Genomic DNA, 14,677 nt, shown 5'->3' with positions numbered 1-14,677 from the left:
CGTGACGGACCCGCGAGACACCCCCGCCACCCGCGCCGACGAGGCCCGCGTCGCCCAGGAGGGCCGGCGCTGGCGCGCCCACTCGCGCCGGGTGCGGCTGTATCGCCGGGTGCTGCCGATCATCATGCTGGTTCTGGCGGGCGGCGCCCTGACCTGGACGGTGTTCCGCACCGTCATGTCGGGGGTGGAGCGGCGCGCCACCCAGGGCCAGGAGGTCCGGCTGGACAATCCGATGTTCCACGGCCAGGACGCGCAGGGACGCTCTTTCGTCATCGGCGCGCAAGGGGCGGTGCGGGACGGAGCCACCGGCCATTTCCGCCTGATCGGCCCGGCGCTGAAGCTGAACCTGGGCGGGCGCAAGGTCACCGAGATGACGGCGGACGGCGGAACCTACGACGAGGCGGCCCGCACCGTGACGATCGGCCCGAACGTGCGCATCTCCGACGGCGGCTCGGGCTTCGTCCTGACCACGCCGGAAGCGGTGGTCGACACCCGCACCGGCATCATCACCGGTTCAAAGGGCGTTCAGGGAGCCGGCCCTATTGGAACCATCAACGCTTCGTCCTATGCGATCTACGACCAGGGCCAGCGGGTGGTTTTCAACGGCCAGGGCGATAACAAGATAAGGGGGACGATAAATCCCTCCGGATCAGGCGGATGACGGCGATGAAGATGAAGATGCTGGCGGCGGCGACCGCCCTGACCGTCCTGGTCCTGCCGAGCGTGGGCGACGCCCAGAGCGGAAGCGCGGCCGGCCGGACCTCGAACCAGCCGATCGCCTTCGGCGCCGATTCGGGCGAGCAGACCGCCGAGACCATCTCCCTGCGCGGCCGGGCCGAGGTGACCCAGGGCGACAACCGCCTGCGCGCCGACGCCATCACCCTGTACCGCGACGCCTCGGGCGACCCGGATCGGGTGGAGGCGACCGGAACCGTCTATTTCGTGACCCCGACCCAGTCGATGCGCGGCGACCGCGCCGTCTATTCCATCGACGGCGGCGAGGTGGTGGTGACCGGCAATGTGGTCCTGACCCAGGGTCGGAACGTCCTGACGGGCGGCCGGCTGACCTACAACGTCAACACCGACGCCGCGACCATGGCCGGCGCCCCGCGCGGGTCGGCCGGCAACCGCATCCAGGGCGTCTTCTACCCCAACGGCAACTGAGGCCTTTCGGCCGGACTGAGCAGATTTGGCGCGCAAGGAACTCTCCGCCCTGAACCGTGACGAACCGGCCGCCGCGCCGGAGGTCGAGGCCGCGCCCGCAGACAAGGGCCTGCGGGTGCGCAACATCGCCCGCGCCTTCGGCCAGCGGCAGGTGGTGCGCGACGTCTCCCTGACGGTCCAGCGCGGCGAGGTCGCGGGCCTGCTGGGTCCCAACGGCGCGGGCAAGACGACCTGCTTCTACATGATCACGGGCCTGATCCCGCCCGACGCCGGCTCGATCTGGCTGGACGGCGAGGACATCACCGCCCAGCCCATGTACCAGCGCGCCCGCATGGGCTTGGGCTATCTGGCGCAGGAGGCCTCGATCTTCCGCGGCATGACAGTCGAGCAGAACATCCGCGCGGTGGTCGAGCTGAACTATCCCAAGGCCAGCATCGAGGCCGAGACCTCGCGCCTCTTGGGCGAACTGCACATCGAACACCTGCGCCACGCCCCGGCCACGGGCCTGTCGGGCGGGGAACGGCGCCGGGTCGAGATCGCGCGCGCCCTGGCGGGCCGGCCGTCCTTCATGCTGCTGGACGAACCCTTCGCCGGCATCGACCCCCTGGCCATCGCCGACATCCGCTCGGTCATCCGCTACCTGGCCGGCCAGGGCATCGGCGTGCTGATCACCGACCACAATGTGCGCGAGACCCTGGAGATCACCGACCGGGTGTCGATCATCTCGGCCGGATCCGTCCTGTTCGAAGGCACGGCCGACCAGGCCATCCACGACCCCGAGGTCCGGCGCGTCTATCTGGGCGAAATGTACGGCTGATCGCGCGTGCGCCCTTCCCCTGCCGGCCTGACGCTGATTTTATCGGGACGACGCCGCGTCGCCACGATTTGGTCGTGTCTGCGGGGCCTGTGATCGAAGCCGGGCGCCTTCCATGATCGGGCCCACCGAAAGAGACCGAATGCGTAAACTGCTCCTCGTCGGCTGCGCCGCCCTCGCCCTCGGCGGCTCCGCCGCCGCCGTCGCCAGCCAGACCCCGCGCAACGAAACCTTCCGCATGCTGGAGCTGTTCGGCGACGTAGTGGGCATCGTCGAGCGGCTTTACGTCGTTCCGGTCGACAACAAGAAGCTGATCGAGGCGGCGCTCAGCGGCATGATGACCGCGCTGGATCCGCATTCGAACTATCTGCCGCCCGACAGCTATGGCGATCTGCAGGAGCGGACCACCGGCCAGTATTCCGGCGTCGGCCTGACCATCACCTCGGAAGGCGGCCTGGTGAAGGTGATCTCGCCGATGGACGAGAGCCCGGCGGCCCGCGCCGGCGTACAGGCGGGCGACGTGATCAGCGCCATCGACGGCCAGAACGCGGCGGGCCTGACAGTCAGCCAGGTGTCGGAAAAGCTGCGCGGCGAGGTCGGCACCAGCGTCAAGGTCACCTTCCTGCGCGACGGCGAGGACCCGCTGGAGGTCGTGCTGACCCGCGAGGTCATCAAGGTCCAGTCGGTCACCGGCCGGGTCGAGGGCGACTTCGGCTATCTGCGCGTCTCGACCTTCAACGAGAACACGGGCCGGGAACTGACCGAGGCCATCAACAAGATCAAGGCCGAGAAGCCGGGTGTGAAGGGCTATGTCCTGGACCTGCGCAACAACGGCGGCGGTCTGCTGACGGCGGCGATCGACGTGTCGGACGCCTTCCTGGAACGCGGCGAGATCGTCAGCCAGCGGGGCAGGAAGCCCGAGCAGATCGAACGCTATTCCGCCAAGCCCGGCGACCTGACCGGCGGCCTGCCGCTGGTGGTGCTGATCAACTACGGCTCGGCCTCGGCGTCCGAGATCGTCGCCGGCGCCCTGAAGGACCACGAACGGGCGACCGTCGTGGGCCTGACCAGCTTCGGCAAGGGGTCGGTGCAGACGGTGATCCCGCTGCGCCAGGGGCAGGACGGCGCCCTGTCGATCACCACGGCGCGCTACTACACCCCGTCCGGCGCCTCGATCCAGAAGATCGGCATCGAGCCGGATTACGAGGTGGCCCGGTCGGCGGCCGAGGCGCGCATCGTCTCGCGCTCCAGCTTCATCTATTCCGAGGCGGCCTACGCCACCGCGCTGGACGCCTCCATCGGCGCCGAACGCAAGGGCGCCCACACCCCGCGCGAGGCGCCGGGCGAGGACTATCCCAAGGACAAGGACTATCAGCTGGAGCGCGCCCTGGACCTGCTGCGCGCCGGCGGCGACCTGTCGAAGCTCGGCGCGCCGCCGGAAGGGATCGTGGTCACGGAGCCCGGCTCGGAGCCCAGGCCGGACCAGGCCCCGGCGGACGAACCGGAGACGGACGAGGAGCCGTAGAGCGAAGACCAGTCGGCGCTACAGGCAGGCCAGCAGGTCGTCTTGGATGGCCGAGGTCAGATCGCCCAGAAGGCCGCCATTCGGGTCGAAGGTCGTGACCTGAGCCTGATGGATCGCGTCCCGCCCTCCCCAGGTCGTGAGGGTGTAGTTCGTGCCATGAGCCCCAATGACAAGGCCCTGTTCCTGGGAATCGGAGGCATAGGGAGGCGGCGGCCGAAACGCGGCGATCCTTTCCACTGCTCTTCGCAGTTGAGGACAGTCGGATTCGTCGAGCCATGCATCGAAGGACTGATCCGTCTGTCCCGGGAGCCCGTCATGTCGGCGAACGACATGCGCCACCCAATAGGCGGCGGGAGCGCCCCTAGCGGCGGGATAGGGCGAGCGTCGCCAGAACCGGGCCTCCAGCCTGTCGGCAAAGCCGAACCCGCCCCGGCCGCCTTTCAGAGCGAAGAGTTCCCTCTCGCTCCATCCTTGGGGCAACGGCGGGAGGGAAGGCGAGGTCTGGAGGAGGATGGCGGCCAGAAGGGAAATCATACGTTTCCTCGGTGCAGTTTCCCGACACCCTGCCCTCCGCACGCTCGATCAGAAAGGGCTCGTTTAAGACAAGCCGCCACTTCGCTGGAGCTTGATTGGGCGCCTTGCGGACGATGCGAAAGGGGATTCGACATTTCCCTTGTTTTCCGTCATAAGCCGCCGCTTCCGACGCAAGTGAACCTCGCGTCTCCACCTGAACGACCCCGGCCCGCCGGACGAGTCAGGCGAGAACCCCCTGTCGACGTGATCGTCCACAGGGGCCGTTGTCGTATGGAGCCGTTTCACCCGTCGCAACGAGGTAGTGAATGTTCGAGGCTCTGAACGAGCGGCTGACAGGCGTCTTCGACCGGATCACCGGGCGCGGCGCCCTGTCCGAAAAGGATGTCGCCGAGGCGATGCGCGAGGTGCGCGTGGCCCTGCTCGAGGCCGACGTCGCCCTGCCGGTCGTCAAGGAATTCATCGCCTTCGCCACCGAGCGCGCCACCGGCGAAGAGGTCATCCGCTCGGTCAAGCCGGCCGACCAGGTGGTCAAGATCGTCTATGACGGCCTGATCGAGATGCTGGGCGGCGAAGAGCCGGTCCCGCTGAACACCAACGCCAATCCGCCCGCTGTGGTGCTGATGGCCGGCCTGCAGGGCTCGGGCAAGACCACGACCTCGGCCAAGCTGGCGCTGCGCCTGACGAAGTTCGATCGCAAGAAGGTCATGATGGCCTCGCTGGACACGCGCCGTCCGGCCGCGATGGAACAGCTGGCGACCCTGGGCAAGCAGATCGAGGTCGCTACCCTGCCCATCGTTCAGGGCGAGAGCGCGGTCCAGATCACCCGCCGGGCGCTGCAATCGGCCAAGCTCCAGGGCTTCGACGTCCTGATCCTGGACACCGCCGGCCGCATCACCCTGGACGAGGGGCTGATGAACGAGGTGGCCGAGGTCGCCGAGATCGCCAGGCCGGTCGAGACCCTGCTGGTCGCCGACAGCCTGACCGGCCAGGACGCGGTGCGCACGGCGTCGGCCTTCCACGCGCGCCTGCCGCTGACCGGTCTGGTCCTGACCCGCGCCGACGGCGACGGGCGCGGCGGCGCCATGCTGTCGATGCGCGCCGTCACCGGCCTGCCGATCAAATATCTGGGCGCCGGCGAAAAGGTCGATGCGCTGGACGTGTTCGACGCCCGCCGCGTCGCCGGCCGCATCCTGGGTCAGGGGGACATCGTCGCCCTGGTCGAAAAGGCCGCCCAGGACCTGGACCAGGCCAAGGCCGAGAAGATGGCCAGGAAGCTGGCCAAGGGCCAGTTCGACCTGGACGACCTGGCCGGCCAGCTGCAGCAGATGAAGCGGATGGGCGGGCTTCAGGGCATCATGGGCATGCTGCCCGGCGTGGCCAAGATGAAGGGCCAGATGGCCGAGAGCGGCATCGACGACCGCATGATCCTGCGCCAGGAAGCCATCATCTCCTCGATGACCAAGGCCGAGCGCAAGAAGCCGGACCTGCTGAACGCATCGCGCAAGAAGCGCATCGCCGCCGGCGCGGGCGTCGAGGTCCAGGACGTCAACCGGGTCCTGAAGCAGCACCGCCAGATGGCCGACGTGGTCAAGTCGATGGCGCGCGGCGGACCCAAGAAGATGCAGCAGATGGCCGCCATGCTGGGCGGCCTCGGCGGCGGCGGCGGGCCGGACATGGCGCGCCTGAAGGCCCTGGGCGGCGGCAAGACGCCGGAACCCAGCGCCGACGAACTGAAGGCCATTCAGGACCGGCTCGCCGGACTGGGTGGCGGTCAACTTCCGAACCTGCCGGGAGGGCTTCCAGGCCTTCCGGGCTTCCCCAAGAAAAACTGATCTGATCTAGAAAGAGACTGACAATGCTGAAGATTCGTCTGGCCCGCGGCGGCGCCAAGAAGCGCCCCTACTACCACATCGTCATCGCCGACTCGCACTCGCCGCGCGACGGCAAGTTCATCGAGAAGGTCGGCAGCTACAACCCGATGCTGCCCAAGGACGGCGAGACCCCGCGCGTCGCCCTGAAGGTCGAGCGCATCGCCGAATGGCTGGGCAAGGGCGCCCAGCCGACCGACCGCGTCGCCCGCTTCCTGTCGCAGGACGAGACCCTGGGCGCCAAGGTGAAGTGGTCGCAGGGCAACAACCCGAACAAGGCCCAACCGGGCAAGAAGGCCCAGGAACGCGCCGCCGAGCGCGCCCAGCGCGAGGCCGACCGCCTGGAAGCCGAAGCCGCCGCCAAGGCCGAGGCCGCCGAAGCCGCCGCCAAGGCCAAGGAAGAGGCCGAAGCCGCCAAGAACGCTCCGGCCTCTGAAGAGGCCCCGGCCGAAGAGGCGCCCGCCGCCGAAGCCGCTGCTGAAGAAACCCCGGCCGCCGAAGAAGCGACCGAGGAAAAGGCCGAAGGCTGAGTCCTTCGGTTCTGACATGAGAACGGCGGCTCCTTCCGGAGCCGCCGTTTTTCGTTTGATCCTCTCCCGCTTGCGGGAGAGGCGGCCCGTCGATCGGCGCAGCCGATCCAGGGTCGGAGAGGGGGAGTCTTCTCTCAAGTAGAAACTTCCCCCATCGTCACGCGTGTCGCTGCGCGCCACGACGCGACACTTCCCCCGCGCCGGGGGAAGATCGAGGAGGACGGCATGACCACAGATAGCAGACTCATCCTCGTCGGCCAGGTCGGCGGCGGCTTCGGCGTCAGGGGCGAGGTGCGGGTGACCGCCTTCACCGCCGATCCGCTGGCGTTGACCGCCTATGGGCCGCTGCTGCGCGCCGACGGCTCGGTGGGCCTGACCCTGACCTCGGCGCGACCGGACAAGAACGGGGTCGTCGGCCGGGCCAAGGAGATCGCCACCAAGGAACAGGCCGACGCCCTGCGCGGCCTGAAGCTGCACGTGCCCCGCGACCGCTTCCCCGAACCGGAGGAGGACGAATTCTACCTGGCCGATCTGATCGGGCTTCAGGCGCGCGACGGCGACGATGCGGCGATCGGCGTGGTCAAGGCGGTGCAGAACTTCGGCGCCGACGACATGCTGGAGATCGCGCCCGCCGCCGGGGGGCCGACCTGGTATCTGCCCTTCACCCGCGACGCCGTGCCCGACATCCGCCTGGCCGAGGGCTGGCTGCGCGTCCTTCGCCCGGTCGAGGTCGGAGAGCGCGAGCCGGACTGAATGCGCTCACTATGCGTCATTCCGGGGCGTCCGCAGGACGAACCCGGAACCCAGGAGGATGGCTCCAGCGCCGAACGCGGCTTGGCGCCTGGGCTGCGGTCCTGGGTTAGGGGTTCTTCGCTTCGCTCAGCCCCGGAAGGACGATGGGGGATGAGGGACCGGCGTTGCTCCCTCAGAAGAAGGTCGTGTCGTCCTGTTTCTGCGCCTGGGGCGCCGAACGTGGCGGCTGGGCGGGACGTGAGGGCGCCGGCGGATTGCGCTGGGCCTGCGGGGTCTGGGGATTCGCACCCGGCTGCGGCGGCGCGACCTGGCCCGGCGGAACGGTCGCCGGCGCGCCGGAGACGTCGGGATAGGACATCGACGGCACGGACCCGGCGGCCGGGGCTTCGGACGCCTCGCCGATCCGGTCCGGCGCGCCGAGGTCGTCGCGGATGAAGGGCCAGCCGCGCGCATCGGCGCAGGCGCAGGCCTTGAGGAAGCCCTGGCGGTCGCGCCACAGCACCAGCGGGCGGGCGTCCTCGACCCCCGACGGCTCCAGCAACTCGGTCAGGCGCGCGTCGAAGCGGCGGGCGCCCTCGACCACCGCCTCGCGCGCCAGGTTCCCGTCGGCCGGCGTCACCCCTTGCGCGGTCCAGCTTCGCGGCGGCGTCGCGGTCCAGCGCTGGAACAGCCGCCAGTCGCGCGTCAGCCACAGCTCGGCCACCGTGGACCGTTCGGCGGCGGTGGACTGGGGCGCGCCCTCTCGGTCGGGCCGGGCGAAGAAGATGAACCGCGGCTCGGCGCCGCCGGCGCGCAGGCGGGGCGCCTCTTCGCGCAGATAGCGATCCATCGCCGCGCTGTCGCGCCAGCCGACGACATAGACCGCCTGCCCGCCCGCGCCGTCCGAGACCCAGGACGACTGGTCCAGCAGTTGCTGAATCTCGGCCTGATTCTGCGTCACCGTCACCGGCTGGAACCGGGCGAAGAAGTTCCAATAGGCCCAGTAGCCGACGCCCATCAGGATCAGGGCGGTGACCGCCGTCAGGATCGACCAGATCAGAACACGCCGCATCGAAACGCCTCCCCCAGCTTCGCTGTACGCGATCCTAACGCACGAAGGGACGATTCCGTTGTCGGCCGGCATGAATCAGGGGCGCCAGCCGGTGGTCTGGGCGACCTCGCTGTCGTCGGCCAGGGCTCTGCGCGTCTTTTTGACCTCGGCCCAGGCGGCGCGCAGAAGTTCGGGCACGCCCTCGCCGGAGACGCCGGAGACCAGCATCGGGCGGCGGCCGGCGACGGCCTCCAGCTCGGCGGCCTTCTCCTCGCGCATCTCGGGGGTCAGGGCGTCGATCTTGTTCAGCGCCAGGATTTCGGCCTTGTCGGCCAGGCCCTCGCCATAGGCCTCCAGCTCGCCCCGGATGATCCGGTACGCCTCGACCACGTCGTCCTGCGTCCCGTCGATCAGGTGGATCAGGCTGGCCGAGCGCTCTACATGGCCCAGGAAGCGCGTGCCCAGGCCCGCGCCCTCGCTGGCGCCCTCGATCAGTCCGGGAATGTCGGCGATGACGAACCGTTCCGAAGGCGACAGGTCGACCATCCCCAGGTTCGGCGTCAGGGTCGTGAACGGATAGTCCGCCACCTTGGGCCGCGCCGCGCTGGCGGCCGATAGGAAGGTGGACTTGCCGGCGTTCGGCAGGCCCGCCAGGCCGATGTCGGCGATCAGCTTCAGCCGCAGCCAGATCCAGCGCTCCTGGCCCTCCTGGCCCGGATTGGCGTGGGTCGGGGCCTGGTTGACCGGTCCCTTGAAGTGGACGTTGCCCCAGCCGCCGTTGCCGCCCTTGAGCAGCAGTTCGGCCTTGCCGGGCGTGTCCATGTCCAGCAGCACCGTCTCCTTGTCCTCGTCCAGCACCTGGGTGCCGACGGGGACCTTCAGCACCACGTCCTGGCCCTTGCCGCCGTGCATCTGGCGGCCTTGGCCGTGGGCGCCGGTCTGGGCCTTGAAATGCTGCTGGTAGCGGTAGTCGATCAGGGTGTTCAGCCCCTCGACCGCCTCGATCCAGACGTCGCCGCCCTTGCCGCCGTCGCCGCCGTCGGGCCCGCCGTTGGGGATGAACTTCTCGCGCCGGAACGACACGGAGCCCGCGCCGCCGTTGCCCGAGCGGATGTAGATCTTGGCCTGGTCTAGGAACTTCATCGGCGGCTTATGCCAAAAGACGGCGGCGAGGGCGAGGCGTGCGTCGTTAAGACCCGGTTAACCAAAGCAGCCGAGCGTTAACGCTCATGAAACCTTTGGCCTCGCCCGCCCTGGCCCGTCCGTTCGTCGAGACGACGAAGCCGGCCGTCGCGCGCGACTGGCCCCTGCGGCCCGAACGCGCCCAGACCGAAAGCGCCCAGACTGAACGGCCGCGCCGCGCCGAAGCGGGCGAGACCGTCGCGACCGAGGCCGCCAAGCGCCATCTGGAACAGCTGGCCGCCCATCTGCGCATCCTCCAGACCAGCGGCGCGGCCAATCCGGCGATGGCGGCGATGCTGGCCTATGAGATGAAGGCGGCGCTGGGGGCCTATGCGGCGGCCGGCGCCGTCGCGCCGCCGATCGTCGGGCTGGACGCGCTGCGCGCCCGCGACCAGGCGGCCCCGCCGCCGCGACGCGTCAGCGTGGTCGTCTAGAGCAGCGCCGAAATCGCCGCCCGCGCGGCCTCGCCCAGATCGGGGCGCTTCAGGGCCAGGGCGACATTGGCGCGCAGCAGGCCGATCTTGTCGCCGCAGTCGTGGGTGACGCCTTCGTATTCCACGGCGGTGAAGCTCTGGTCGGCCATCAGCCGGGCCATGGCGTCGGTCAGCTGGATCTCGCCGCCCGCGCCCTTTTCCTGGGTCGCCAGCAGGTCGAAGATTTCCGGCTGCAGGATGTAGCGGCCCGAGATCGACAGGTTTGACGGCGCCGTGCCTGCGGCGGGCTTTTCCACCATGCCCTTCATGACGATGCGGGCGCCGTCGCGGCTGACCGGATCGACGATGCCGTATTTGTGGGTCTGGTCCTCGGGCACCGACTCCACGCCGATGATGTTGCCGCCGGTTTCCGCATAGACCTGGGCCAGCTGCTTCAAGGCGCCGGGCTGGGAATCCACGATCACGTCCGGCAGGATGACGGCGAAGGGTTCGCGGCCGATGATGTCGCGGGCGCACCAGACCGCGTGGCCCAGGCCCTTGGGCTGCATCTGGCGGGTGAAGCTCATTTCCCCGGCGGTCGCCAGTTCGGCGTTCATCATGGCCAGGATGTCGGTCTTGCCCTTGGCCTCCAGCTGGGCCTCGAGCTCGATCTGGTGGTCGAAATAGTCCTCGATGGCGCCCTTGGAGCGTCCGGTGACGAAGACGATGTGCTCGATGCCGGCCTCGCGCGCCTCTTCCACGATGTAGGAGAGGATGGGCCGGTCGACGACGTTCAGCAGTTCCTTGGGCGTGGTCTTGGTGCCCGGAAGGACACGGGTGCCGAGGCCCGCGACGGGCAGCACGGCCTTGCGCAGGCGCGCGGGAGTGGAAGTCATGTATGATCCTGACAGCTGTCCCGCCCCTTCTAGCCGGTGCGGACCGGCGAAAGAAGGGGCGGAACGGCCATCGGTTCCCGTCAGCTGGCCGGGCGCTGCATCGGGGTCATGGCCTGGGCGGCGGCGCGCTGGGCGACCAGGTCGGCTTCCGGCAGCGGGATAAGGCCGCGATCCTGCAGATAGCCGCCGCGACCAGCGGCGCCCTCGGACAGGAATTCCTGAACGAACTGCGCCAGGCCCGGCGTCACGCCGACATGGGCCTTCTTCACATAGATGTAGAGGCTGCGCGACAGCGGATAGGAGCCGTCGGCGATGGTGTCGGCGTTCGGCTCGACGCCGTCGATGGTCTCGGCCTTCACCGTGTCCAGGTTCTGCTCGAGGAAGGAATAGCCGAACACGCCCAGCGACCCCGGCGTGCGGGTCAGGGTCTGGACGATGGCGTTGTCGTTCTCGCCCGAGTCGATCCAGGCGCCGTCCTCGCGCAGGGTGTGGGCGATGGCTTCGAAGCGGTCCTTGTCGCTCTCTTCCAGGGCGGCCGCCGCCGGCACCAGCTTGGCGCCCGGCGTCATGCCCAGCTCCAGGAAGGCGTCGCGCGTGCCCGAGGTGGGCGGCGGGCCATAGACCTGGATGCGCTGGTTCGGCAGGCCGGGGTTGACCTGGTTCCAGGTCTTGGCCGGATTGGTCACGAAGGCGCCGTTCGGGCCGGGCACTTCCTTGGCCAGGCCTTCGTAGAGGTCGTTCAGTTCGAAGTTGAAGCTGTTGCCGCTGCGCGCCGTGGCGATGACGATGCCGTCGAAGCCGATCTTCAGCTCGACGATCTCGGTGACGCCGTTCTTCTGGCACATGTCGAACTCGGACGCCTTCATCGGGCGCGAGGCGTTGGCGATGTCGGGCGTGGTCGGGCCGACGCCCTGGCAGAAGGCCTGGATGCCGCCGCCGGTGCCCAGGCTTTCGACTCGCGGCGCGGCGCCGCCCGAACTGCGCGCGAAGGTCTCGGCCACGCGGGTCGAGAAGGGGAAGACCGTCGAGGAGCCGGCCGCCCAGATACCCGCGCGGGCTCCGCCGCCGGCGCCGGCGCCATTGTCCCCGCAGGCCGCCAGAGCCAGCAGGGCGGCCGCCGAGGCGGCGAGTTTCAGAGTCCGGATCATCAAGGCTCTCCCTGAGCGTCGTGTTCGCGACGCTTAGAGCAGAGGATTGTGAAGGTTTTGCGCTTGCGCCCGACGGGTCAGAGCAGGCGCTTGCGCATGACCTGGGACAGGGTGTCGATCAGGGTCACGGCGACGACGATCACGATGGCGATGGCGGCGACGCGGCTGTAGTCGAAGGCCTGGATGCTCTCGAACAGGGTCTGGCCGATGCCGCCCGCGCCGATCAGGCCCAGCACGGTGGCCGCGCGGCTGTTCGATTCGAAGCGGTACAGGGCGAACGAGGTCCACAGCGGCGCGACCTGCGGGAAGACGCCCCAGACGATCTCGTGCAGCTGGCCCGCCCCGGTGGCGCGCACGCCCTCGACCGGCCCCTTGTCGATCGATTCCACGGCTTCCGAGAACAGCTTGGCCAGAACCCCGCCGGTGTTCAGCGCCAGGGCCAGCACGCCGGCCAGCGGGCCCAGGCCCACCGCGACGATGAACAGGGTGGCGATGACCAGGTCGGGGATCGAGCGCAGCAGGTCCATGACCCGGCGCACGATGAAGACCATCCAGCCGGGCGCGATGTTGCGCGAAGCCATCAGGCTGAGCGGCAGGGCCAGGAAGACGGCCAGGAAGGTGCCCCACAGGGCGATCTGCACCGTCAGCCACATCTGACCGGCCAGGCTGGCCGTCGGCTGGGTGAAGATCGCCTTGAAGGAGGTCCAGAAGTCGCCGGGCGGGAAGATGGCGCCCCAGTCGGGCTGCAGCAGTTCGGCGCCGTAGGTCGAGATGTTCTCGGAGCCCGAGAACAGCCGACCGAAATTCTGCATGTCGACCTTGCCGAAGCTGGCGATCAGCACGATCGCCAGGCCGCCCCATAGCAGGACGTCGAAGGCCAGGGCCGAGGCCGAGCGCTTGGGCGGATTGGGGATGGCCGTCGGGCTCACGCCGCCCTTGACCGCCATGTCCACGCGCGCGTCGGTCAAGGCTGGACCTCGCGCTTGGCGCGCAGCGCGGCCAGTTCGCGCTCGGCGGCGGCGACGCCGGCCTGGTCGTTCTTGGCGCGGGCTTCGCCCAGCTTCTGGTCGGCCACCATCTCGCGCACCGGGTCCAGGTAGCTGTCGTCGGCGGCGCGGAACATCGAATAGTTCAGACCCGCCAGAACCTGGCGCTGGCGCTCGGCCTCGGGGCCGTCGCCCTGGCCGTAGGTCAGGAAGAAGCTGCGGATCTTTTCCTTCAGCGCCGGGTCCAGGTCCTCGCGGATAGCGATGCCCGATTCCGGGATGGGCGGCGACTGCCAGATCTCCTCGATCTGATCCGCCAGGCGCGGATTCTCGCGCCTCATGAAGATGGTGTTGACCGAGTTGGAGGTCGCCACGTCCACCACGCCGGTGGCCACGGCGAAGGCGTTGGCCTGATGGTTCGCCGACCGCACGGTCGAGAAGCACTGGGCCGGCACGATGCCGCGCGGATTGAACAGGAAGGTCAGCGGGGCCAGGGTGCCCGAGGTCGACTGGGCGTCGCCGATGCCGAAGCTGTAGCGCTTACCGCACGCCAGGACGTCGTCCAGGGTGATGCCCGAGCCCTTCCGCACGATCAGGGTGGAGGTGTAGCTGTCGCGCCCTTCCGGATCGACGATGCGGGCGATCACCTCGGCGTTGGAGCGGTCCACGGCCTCCAGCAGCGGCTTGGCCGACAGCCAGCCCACCTGGGTCTGGTTGAAGCGCATGGCCTCGATCAGGACGTTGTAATTGCCCGCGAAGAACGGCTTCACCGGCACGCCGATCGCCTTGGACATGTCGTCCAGCAGCGGCTGCCACAGCGGGCCGGACGAGGCCTGGCCCTCGGCCGACAGGATGGAGAAGGTCAGTTCGGACGGCGTCGCGCCGGCCGCCTTCTTCTCGTCGCCGCCTCCGCAGGAGGCCAGGCCCATCAGCGCCGCGGCGGCGCCGACGGCCGCGAACAGGCGGCGGGACAGGGTGCGAGGCTGGCTCATGCCTTGGTCTCCCAGAAGGCGTCCTCGAATTCGGGACCGTAGATTTCGATCAGGCGCGCCTGGTCCAGCGCGGTGGAGGGGCCGTCATAGACGACCTTGCCGCCCTGCAGGGCGATCACCCGGTCGCAGTAGCGGATGGCGTAGTCGACCTGGTGCAGGGTGACGATCACGCCCAGGCCGTCGCGCTGGTTCAGCTCGACCAGCAGCTCCATGACCTTGCGCGCCGAGACCGGGTCCAGCGAGGCCACGGGCTCGTCGGCCAGAATGGCCTTGGCGCCCTGGACGATGGCGCGGGCGATGGCGCCACGCTGCTGCTGGCCGCCGGACAGGGTGTTGGCCCTCTGGGCGGCGTAGTCGGAAACGCCGACGCGGTGCAGGGCCGCCATCGCCTTGTCCTTGTCGGCCTTGGGCCAGGCGCCCAGCAGCCCCTGCCAGGCCGGCAGCCGCCCCAGGGCGCCCAGCATGACGTTGGAGAACAGGCTCAGACGCCCGACCAGATTGAACTGCTGGAAGATCATGCCCAGCTTGCCGCGCGCCTTGCGCACCGCGCCGGTGACCCTGCCGTCCTTCTGCACCGTCTCGCCGAAGACCGAGATCGTGCCCTTGCCGGGATCGATCGACTGCAGGCCGGTGATCGAGCGCAACAGGGTGGACTTGCCCGAACCCGACGGTCCGATCAGGGCGACCATCTCGCCCGAGGCGACCTCGACCGAGACGCCGTCCAGCGCCTTTCGCGATCCGAAGGTCTTCGACACGTCGCGCGCCGAGACAAGCCCGGGAGCGGCGGCGGCTGCGGATGAACTCATGAACTCGCTGGAGAGGCTGTGGCGAAGGGCGCCGCA

General features: G+C 69.2%; 16 protein-coding genes. 8 read left to right on the top strand and 8 right to left on the bottom strand.

The features are described from left to right. Position 1: 1 nt before the first annotated feature. The 4 genes from lptC (at position 2) to M8231_RS00455 (ending at position 3,503) form a co-directional block, all read left to right on the top strand. Positions 2–661 carry an LPS export ABC transporter periplasmic protein LptC gene (gene lptC / locus M8231_RS00470; RefSeq protein WP_249751663.1) on the top strand — a complete coding sequence of 220 codons (660 nt, stop codon included), beginning with the start codon at positions 2–4 and terminating at the stop codon, positions 659–661. After that, positions 658–1,164 carry an LptA/OstA family protein gene (locus M8231_RS00465; protein WP_250202011.1) on the top strand — a complete coding sequence of 169 codons (507 nt, stop codon included), beginning with the start codon at positions 658–660 and terminating at the stop codon, positions 1,162–1,164. Before lptC ends, M8231_RS00465 begins: the two co-directional genes overlap by 4 nt. 25 nt (positions 1,165–1,189) lie before the next feature. Next, the gene (gene lptB / locus M8231_RS00460; RefSeq protein ID WP_250202010.1) at positions 1,190–1,981 is read left to right on the top strand and encodes an LPS export ABC transporter ATP-binding protein; all 792 of its coding nucleotides are present in this window, start codon (positions 1,190–1,192) and stop codon (positions 1,979–1,981) included. A gap of 139 nt (positions 1,982–2,120) precedes the next feature. Beyond that, positions 2,121–3,503, top strand: a complete 1,383-nt coding sequence (locus M8231_RS00455) for a S41 family peptidase (RefSeq protein WP_250202009.1) — start codon at positions 2,121–2,123, stop codon at positions 3,501–3,503. Between the two features lie 18 nt (positions 3,504–3,521). Here M8231_RS00455 and M8231_RS00450 read toward each other — a convergent pair whose 3' ends face one another. Continuing rightward, the gene (locus M8231_RS00450) at positions 3,522–4,037 is read right to left on the bottom strand and encodes a hypothetical protein (protein ID WP_250202008.1); all 516 of its coding nucleotides are present in this window, start codon (positions 4,035–4,037) and stop codon (positions 3,522–3,524) included. 305 nt (positions 4,038–4,342) lie between these two features. Here M8231_RS00450 and ffh point away from each other — a divergent pair, with 305 nt between their 5' ends. From ffh to rimM, 3 genes are all read left to right on the top strand, one after another. After that, on the top strand, positions 4,343–5,869 hold the full coding sequence (gene ffh, locus M8231_RS00445) for a signal recognition particle protein (RefSeq protein WP_249751667.1): 1,527 nt from the start codon (positions 4,343–4,345) through the stop codon (positions 5,867–5,869). A 23-nt stretch (positions 5,870–5,892) separates the two neighbouring features. Then, positions 5,893–6,435 (top strand): 30S ribosomal protein S16, encoded by a 543-nt coding sequence (gene rpsP / locus M8231_RS00440; RefSeq protein WP_249751668.1) that lies wholly within the window; start codon positions 5,893–5,895, stop codon positions 6,433–6,435. A gap of 225 nt (positions 6,436–6,660) precedes the next feature. Beyond that, positions 6,661–7,188 carry a ribosome maturation factor RimM gene (rimM, locus tag M8231_RS00435; RefSeq protein WP_250202007.1) on the top strand — a complete coding sequence of 176 codons (528 nt, stop codon included), beginning with the start codon at positions 6,661–6,663 and terminating at the stop codon, positions 7,186–7,188. Positions 7,189–7,360: 172 nt separating this feature from the next. Here rimM and M8231_RS00430 read toward each other — a convergent pair whose 3' ends face one another. Further along, a complete protein-coding gene (locus M8231_RS00430; protein WP_249751669.1) occupies positions 7,361–8,239 on the bottom strand; it encodes a hypothetical protein in 879 nt (292 codons plus the stop codon). Positions 8,240–8,314: 75 nt separating this feature from the next. Then, on the bottom strand, positions 8,315–9,361 hold the full coding sequence (gene obgE / locus M8231_RS00425) for a GTPase ObgE (protein ID WP_249751670.1): 1,047 nt from the start codon (positions 9,359–9,361) through the stop codon (positions 8,315–8,317). 86 nt (positions 9,362–9,447) lie between these two features. Here obgE and M8231_RS00420 point away from each other — a divergent pair, with 86 nt between their 5' ends. Then, positions 9,448–9,834, top strand: coding sequence for a hypothetical protein (locus M8231_RS00420; RefSeq protein WP_249751671.1), 387 nt, complete (start codon positions 9,448–9,450; stop codon positions 9,832–9,834). On the opposite strand, the gene galU is transcribed toward M8231_RS00420, so the two are convergent. The 5 genes from galU to phnC form a co-directional block, all read right to left on the bottom strand. Continuing rightward, positions 9,831–10,709 carry a UTP--glucose-1-phosphate uridylyltransferase GalU gene (galU, locus tag M8231_RS00415; RefSeq protein ID WP_249751672.1) on the bottom strand — a complete coding sequence of 293 codons (879 nt, stop codon included), beginning with the start codon at positions 10,707–10,709 and terminating at the stop codon, positions 9,831–9,833. The genes M8231_RS00420 and galU overlap by 4 nt on opposite strands. A gap of 80 nt (positions 10,710–10,789) precedes the next feature. Beyond that, positions 10,790–11,857: a substrate-binding domain-containing protein gene (locus M8231_RS00410; protein WP_249751673.1), complete on the bottom strand. Its 1,068-nt coding sequence runs from the start codon at positions 11,855–11,857 to the stop codon at positions 10,790–10,792. Positions 11,858–11,934: 77 nt separating this feature from the next. Next, positions 11,935–12,825 (bottom strand): phosphonate ABC transporter, permease protein PhnE, encoded by an 891-nt coding sequence (gene phnE / locus M8231_RS00405; protein ID WP_249751674.1) that lies wholly within the window; start codon positions 12,823–12,825, stop codon positions 11,935–11,937. Further along, a complete protein-coding gene (gene phnD, locus M8231_RS00400) occupies positions 12,822–13,835 on the bottom strand; it encodes a phosphate/phosphite/phosphonate ABC transporter substrate-binding protein (RefSeq protein ID WP_249751675.1) in 1,014 nt (337 codons plus the stop codon). Before phnD ends, phnE begins: the two co-directional genes overlap by 4 nt. Continuing rightward, positions 13,832–14,641, bottom strand: a complete 810-nt coding sequence (gene phnC, locus M8231_RS00395) for a phosphonate ABC transporter ATP-binding protein (RefSeq protein ID WP_249751676.1) — start codon at positions 14,639–14,641, stop codon at positions 13,832–13,834. The genes phnD and phnC overlap by 4 nt, the downstream gene beginning before the upstream one ends. Positions 14,642–14,677: the final 36 nt, after the last annotated feature.

Origin of the sequence: Brevundimonas albigilva (genome assembly GCF_023573565.1) — a bacterium.
Taxonomy (GTDB): domain Bacteria; phylum Pseudomonadota; class Alphaproteobacteria; order Caulobacterales; family Caulobacteraceae; genus Brevundimonas; species Brevundimonas albigilva.
The sequence above is the reverse complement of the archived record's forward strand: the minus strand, read 5'-3'. Positions and strand labels throughout refer to the sequence as shown.

What these genes read in the sequence shown, in the direction of transcription:
- ffh (WP_249751667.1), top strand. Translation starts at nt 4,343, where the DNA reads ATGTTCGAGGCTCTGAACGAGCGGCTGACAGGCGTCTTCGACCGGATC.
- phnC (WP_249751676.1), bottom strand. Translation starts at nt 14,641, where the DNA reads ATGAGTTCATCCGCAGCCGCCGCCGCTCCCGGGCTTGTCTCGGCGCGC.
- M8231_RS00455 (WP_250202009.1), top strand. Translation starts at nt 2,121, where the DNA reads ATGCGTAAACTGCTCCTCGTCGGCTGCGCCGCCCTCGCCCTCGGCGGC.
- M8231_RS00420 (WP_249751671.1), top strand. Translation starts at nt 9,448, where the DNA reads ATGAAACCTTTGGCCTCGCCCGCCCTGGCCCGTCCGTTCGTCGAGACG.
- galU (WP_249751672.1), bottom strand. Translation starts at nt 10,709, where the DNA reads ATGACTTCCACTCCCGCGCGCCTGCGCAAGGCCGTGCTGCCCGTCGCG.
- M8231_RS00450 (WP_250202008.1), bottom strand. Translation starts at nt 4,037, where the DNA reads ATGATTTCCCTTCTGGCCGCCATCCTCCTCCAGACCTCGCCTTCCCTC.
- M8231_RS00410 (WP_249751673.1), bottom strand. Translation starts at nt 11,857, where the DNA reads ATGATCCGGACTCTGAAACTCGCCGCCTCGGCGGCCGCCCTGCTGGCT.
- obgE (WP_249751670.1), bottom strand. Translation starts at nt 9,361, where the DNA reads ATGAAGTTCCTAGACCAGGCCAAGATCTACATCCGCTCGGGCAACGGC.
- M8231_RS00465 (WP_250202011.1), top strand. Translation starts at nt 658, where the DNA reads ATGACGGCGATGAAGATGAAGATGCTGGCGGCGGCGACCGCCCTGACC.
- rimM (WP_250202007.1), top strand. Translation starts at nt 6,661, where the DNA reads ATGACCACAGATAGCAGACTCATCCTCGTCGGCCAGGTCGGCGGCGGC.
- M8231_RS00430 (WP_249751669.1), bottom strand. Translation starts at nt 8,239, where the DNA reads ATGCGGCGTGTTCTGATCTGGTCGATCCTGACGGCGGTCACCGCCCTG.
- phnD (WP_249751675.1), bottom strand. Translation starts at nt 13,835, where the DNA reads ATGAGCCAGCCTCGCACCCTGTCCCGCCGCCTGTTCGCGGCCGTCGGC.
- rpsP (WP_249751668.1), top strand. Translation starts at nt 5,893, where the DNA reads ATGCTGAAGATTCGTCTGGCCCGCGGCGGCGCCAAGAAGCGCCCCTAC.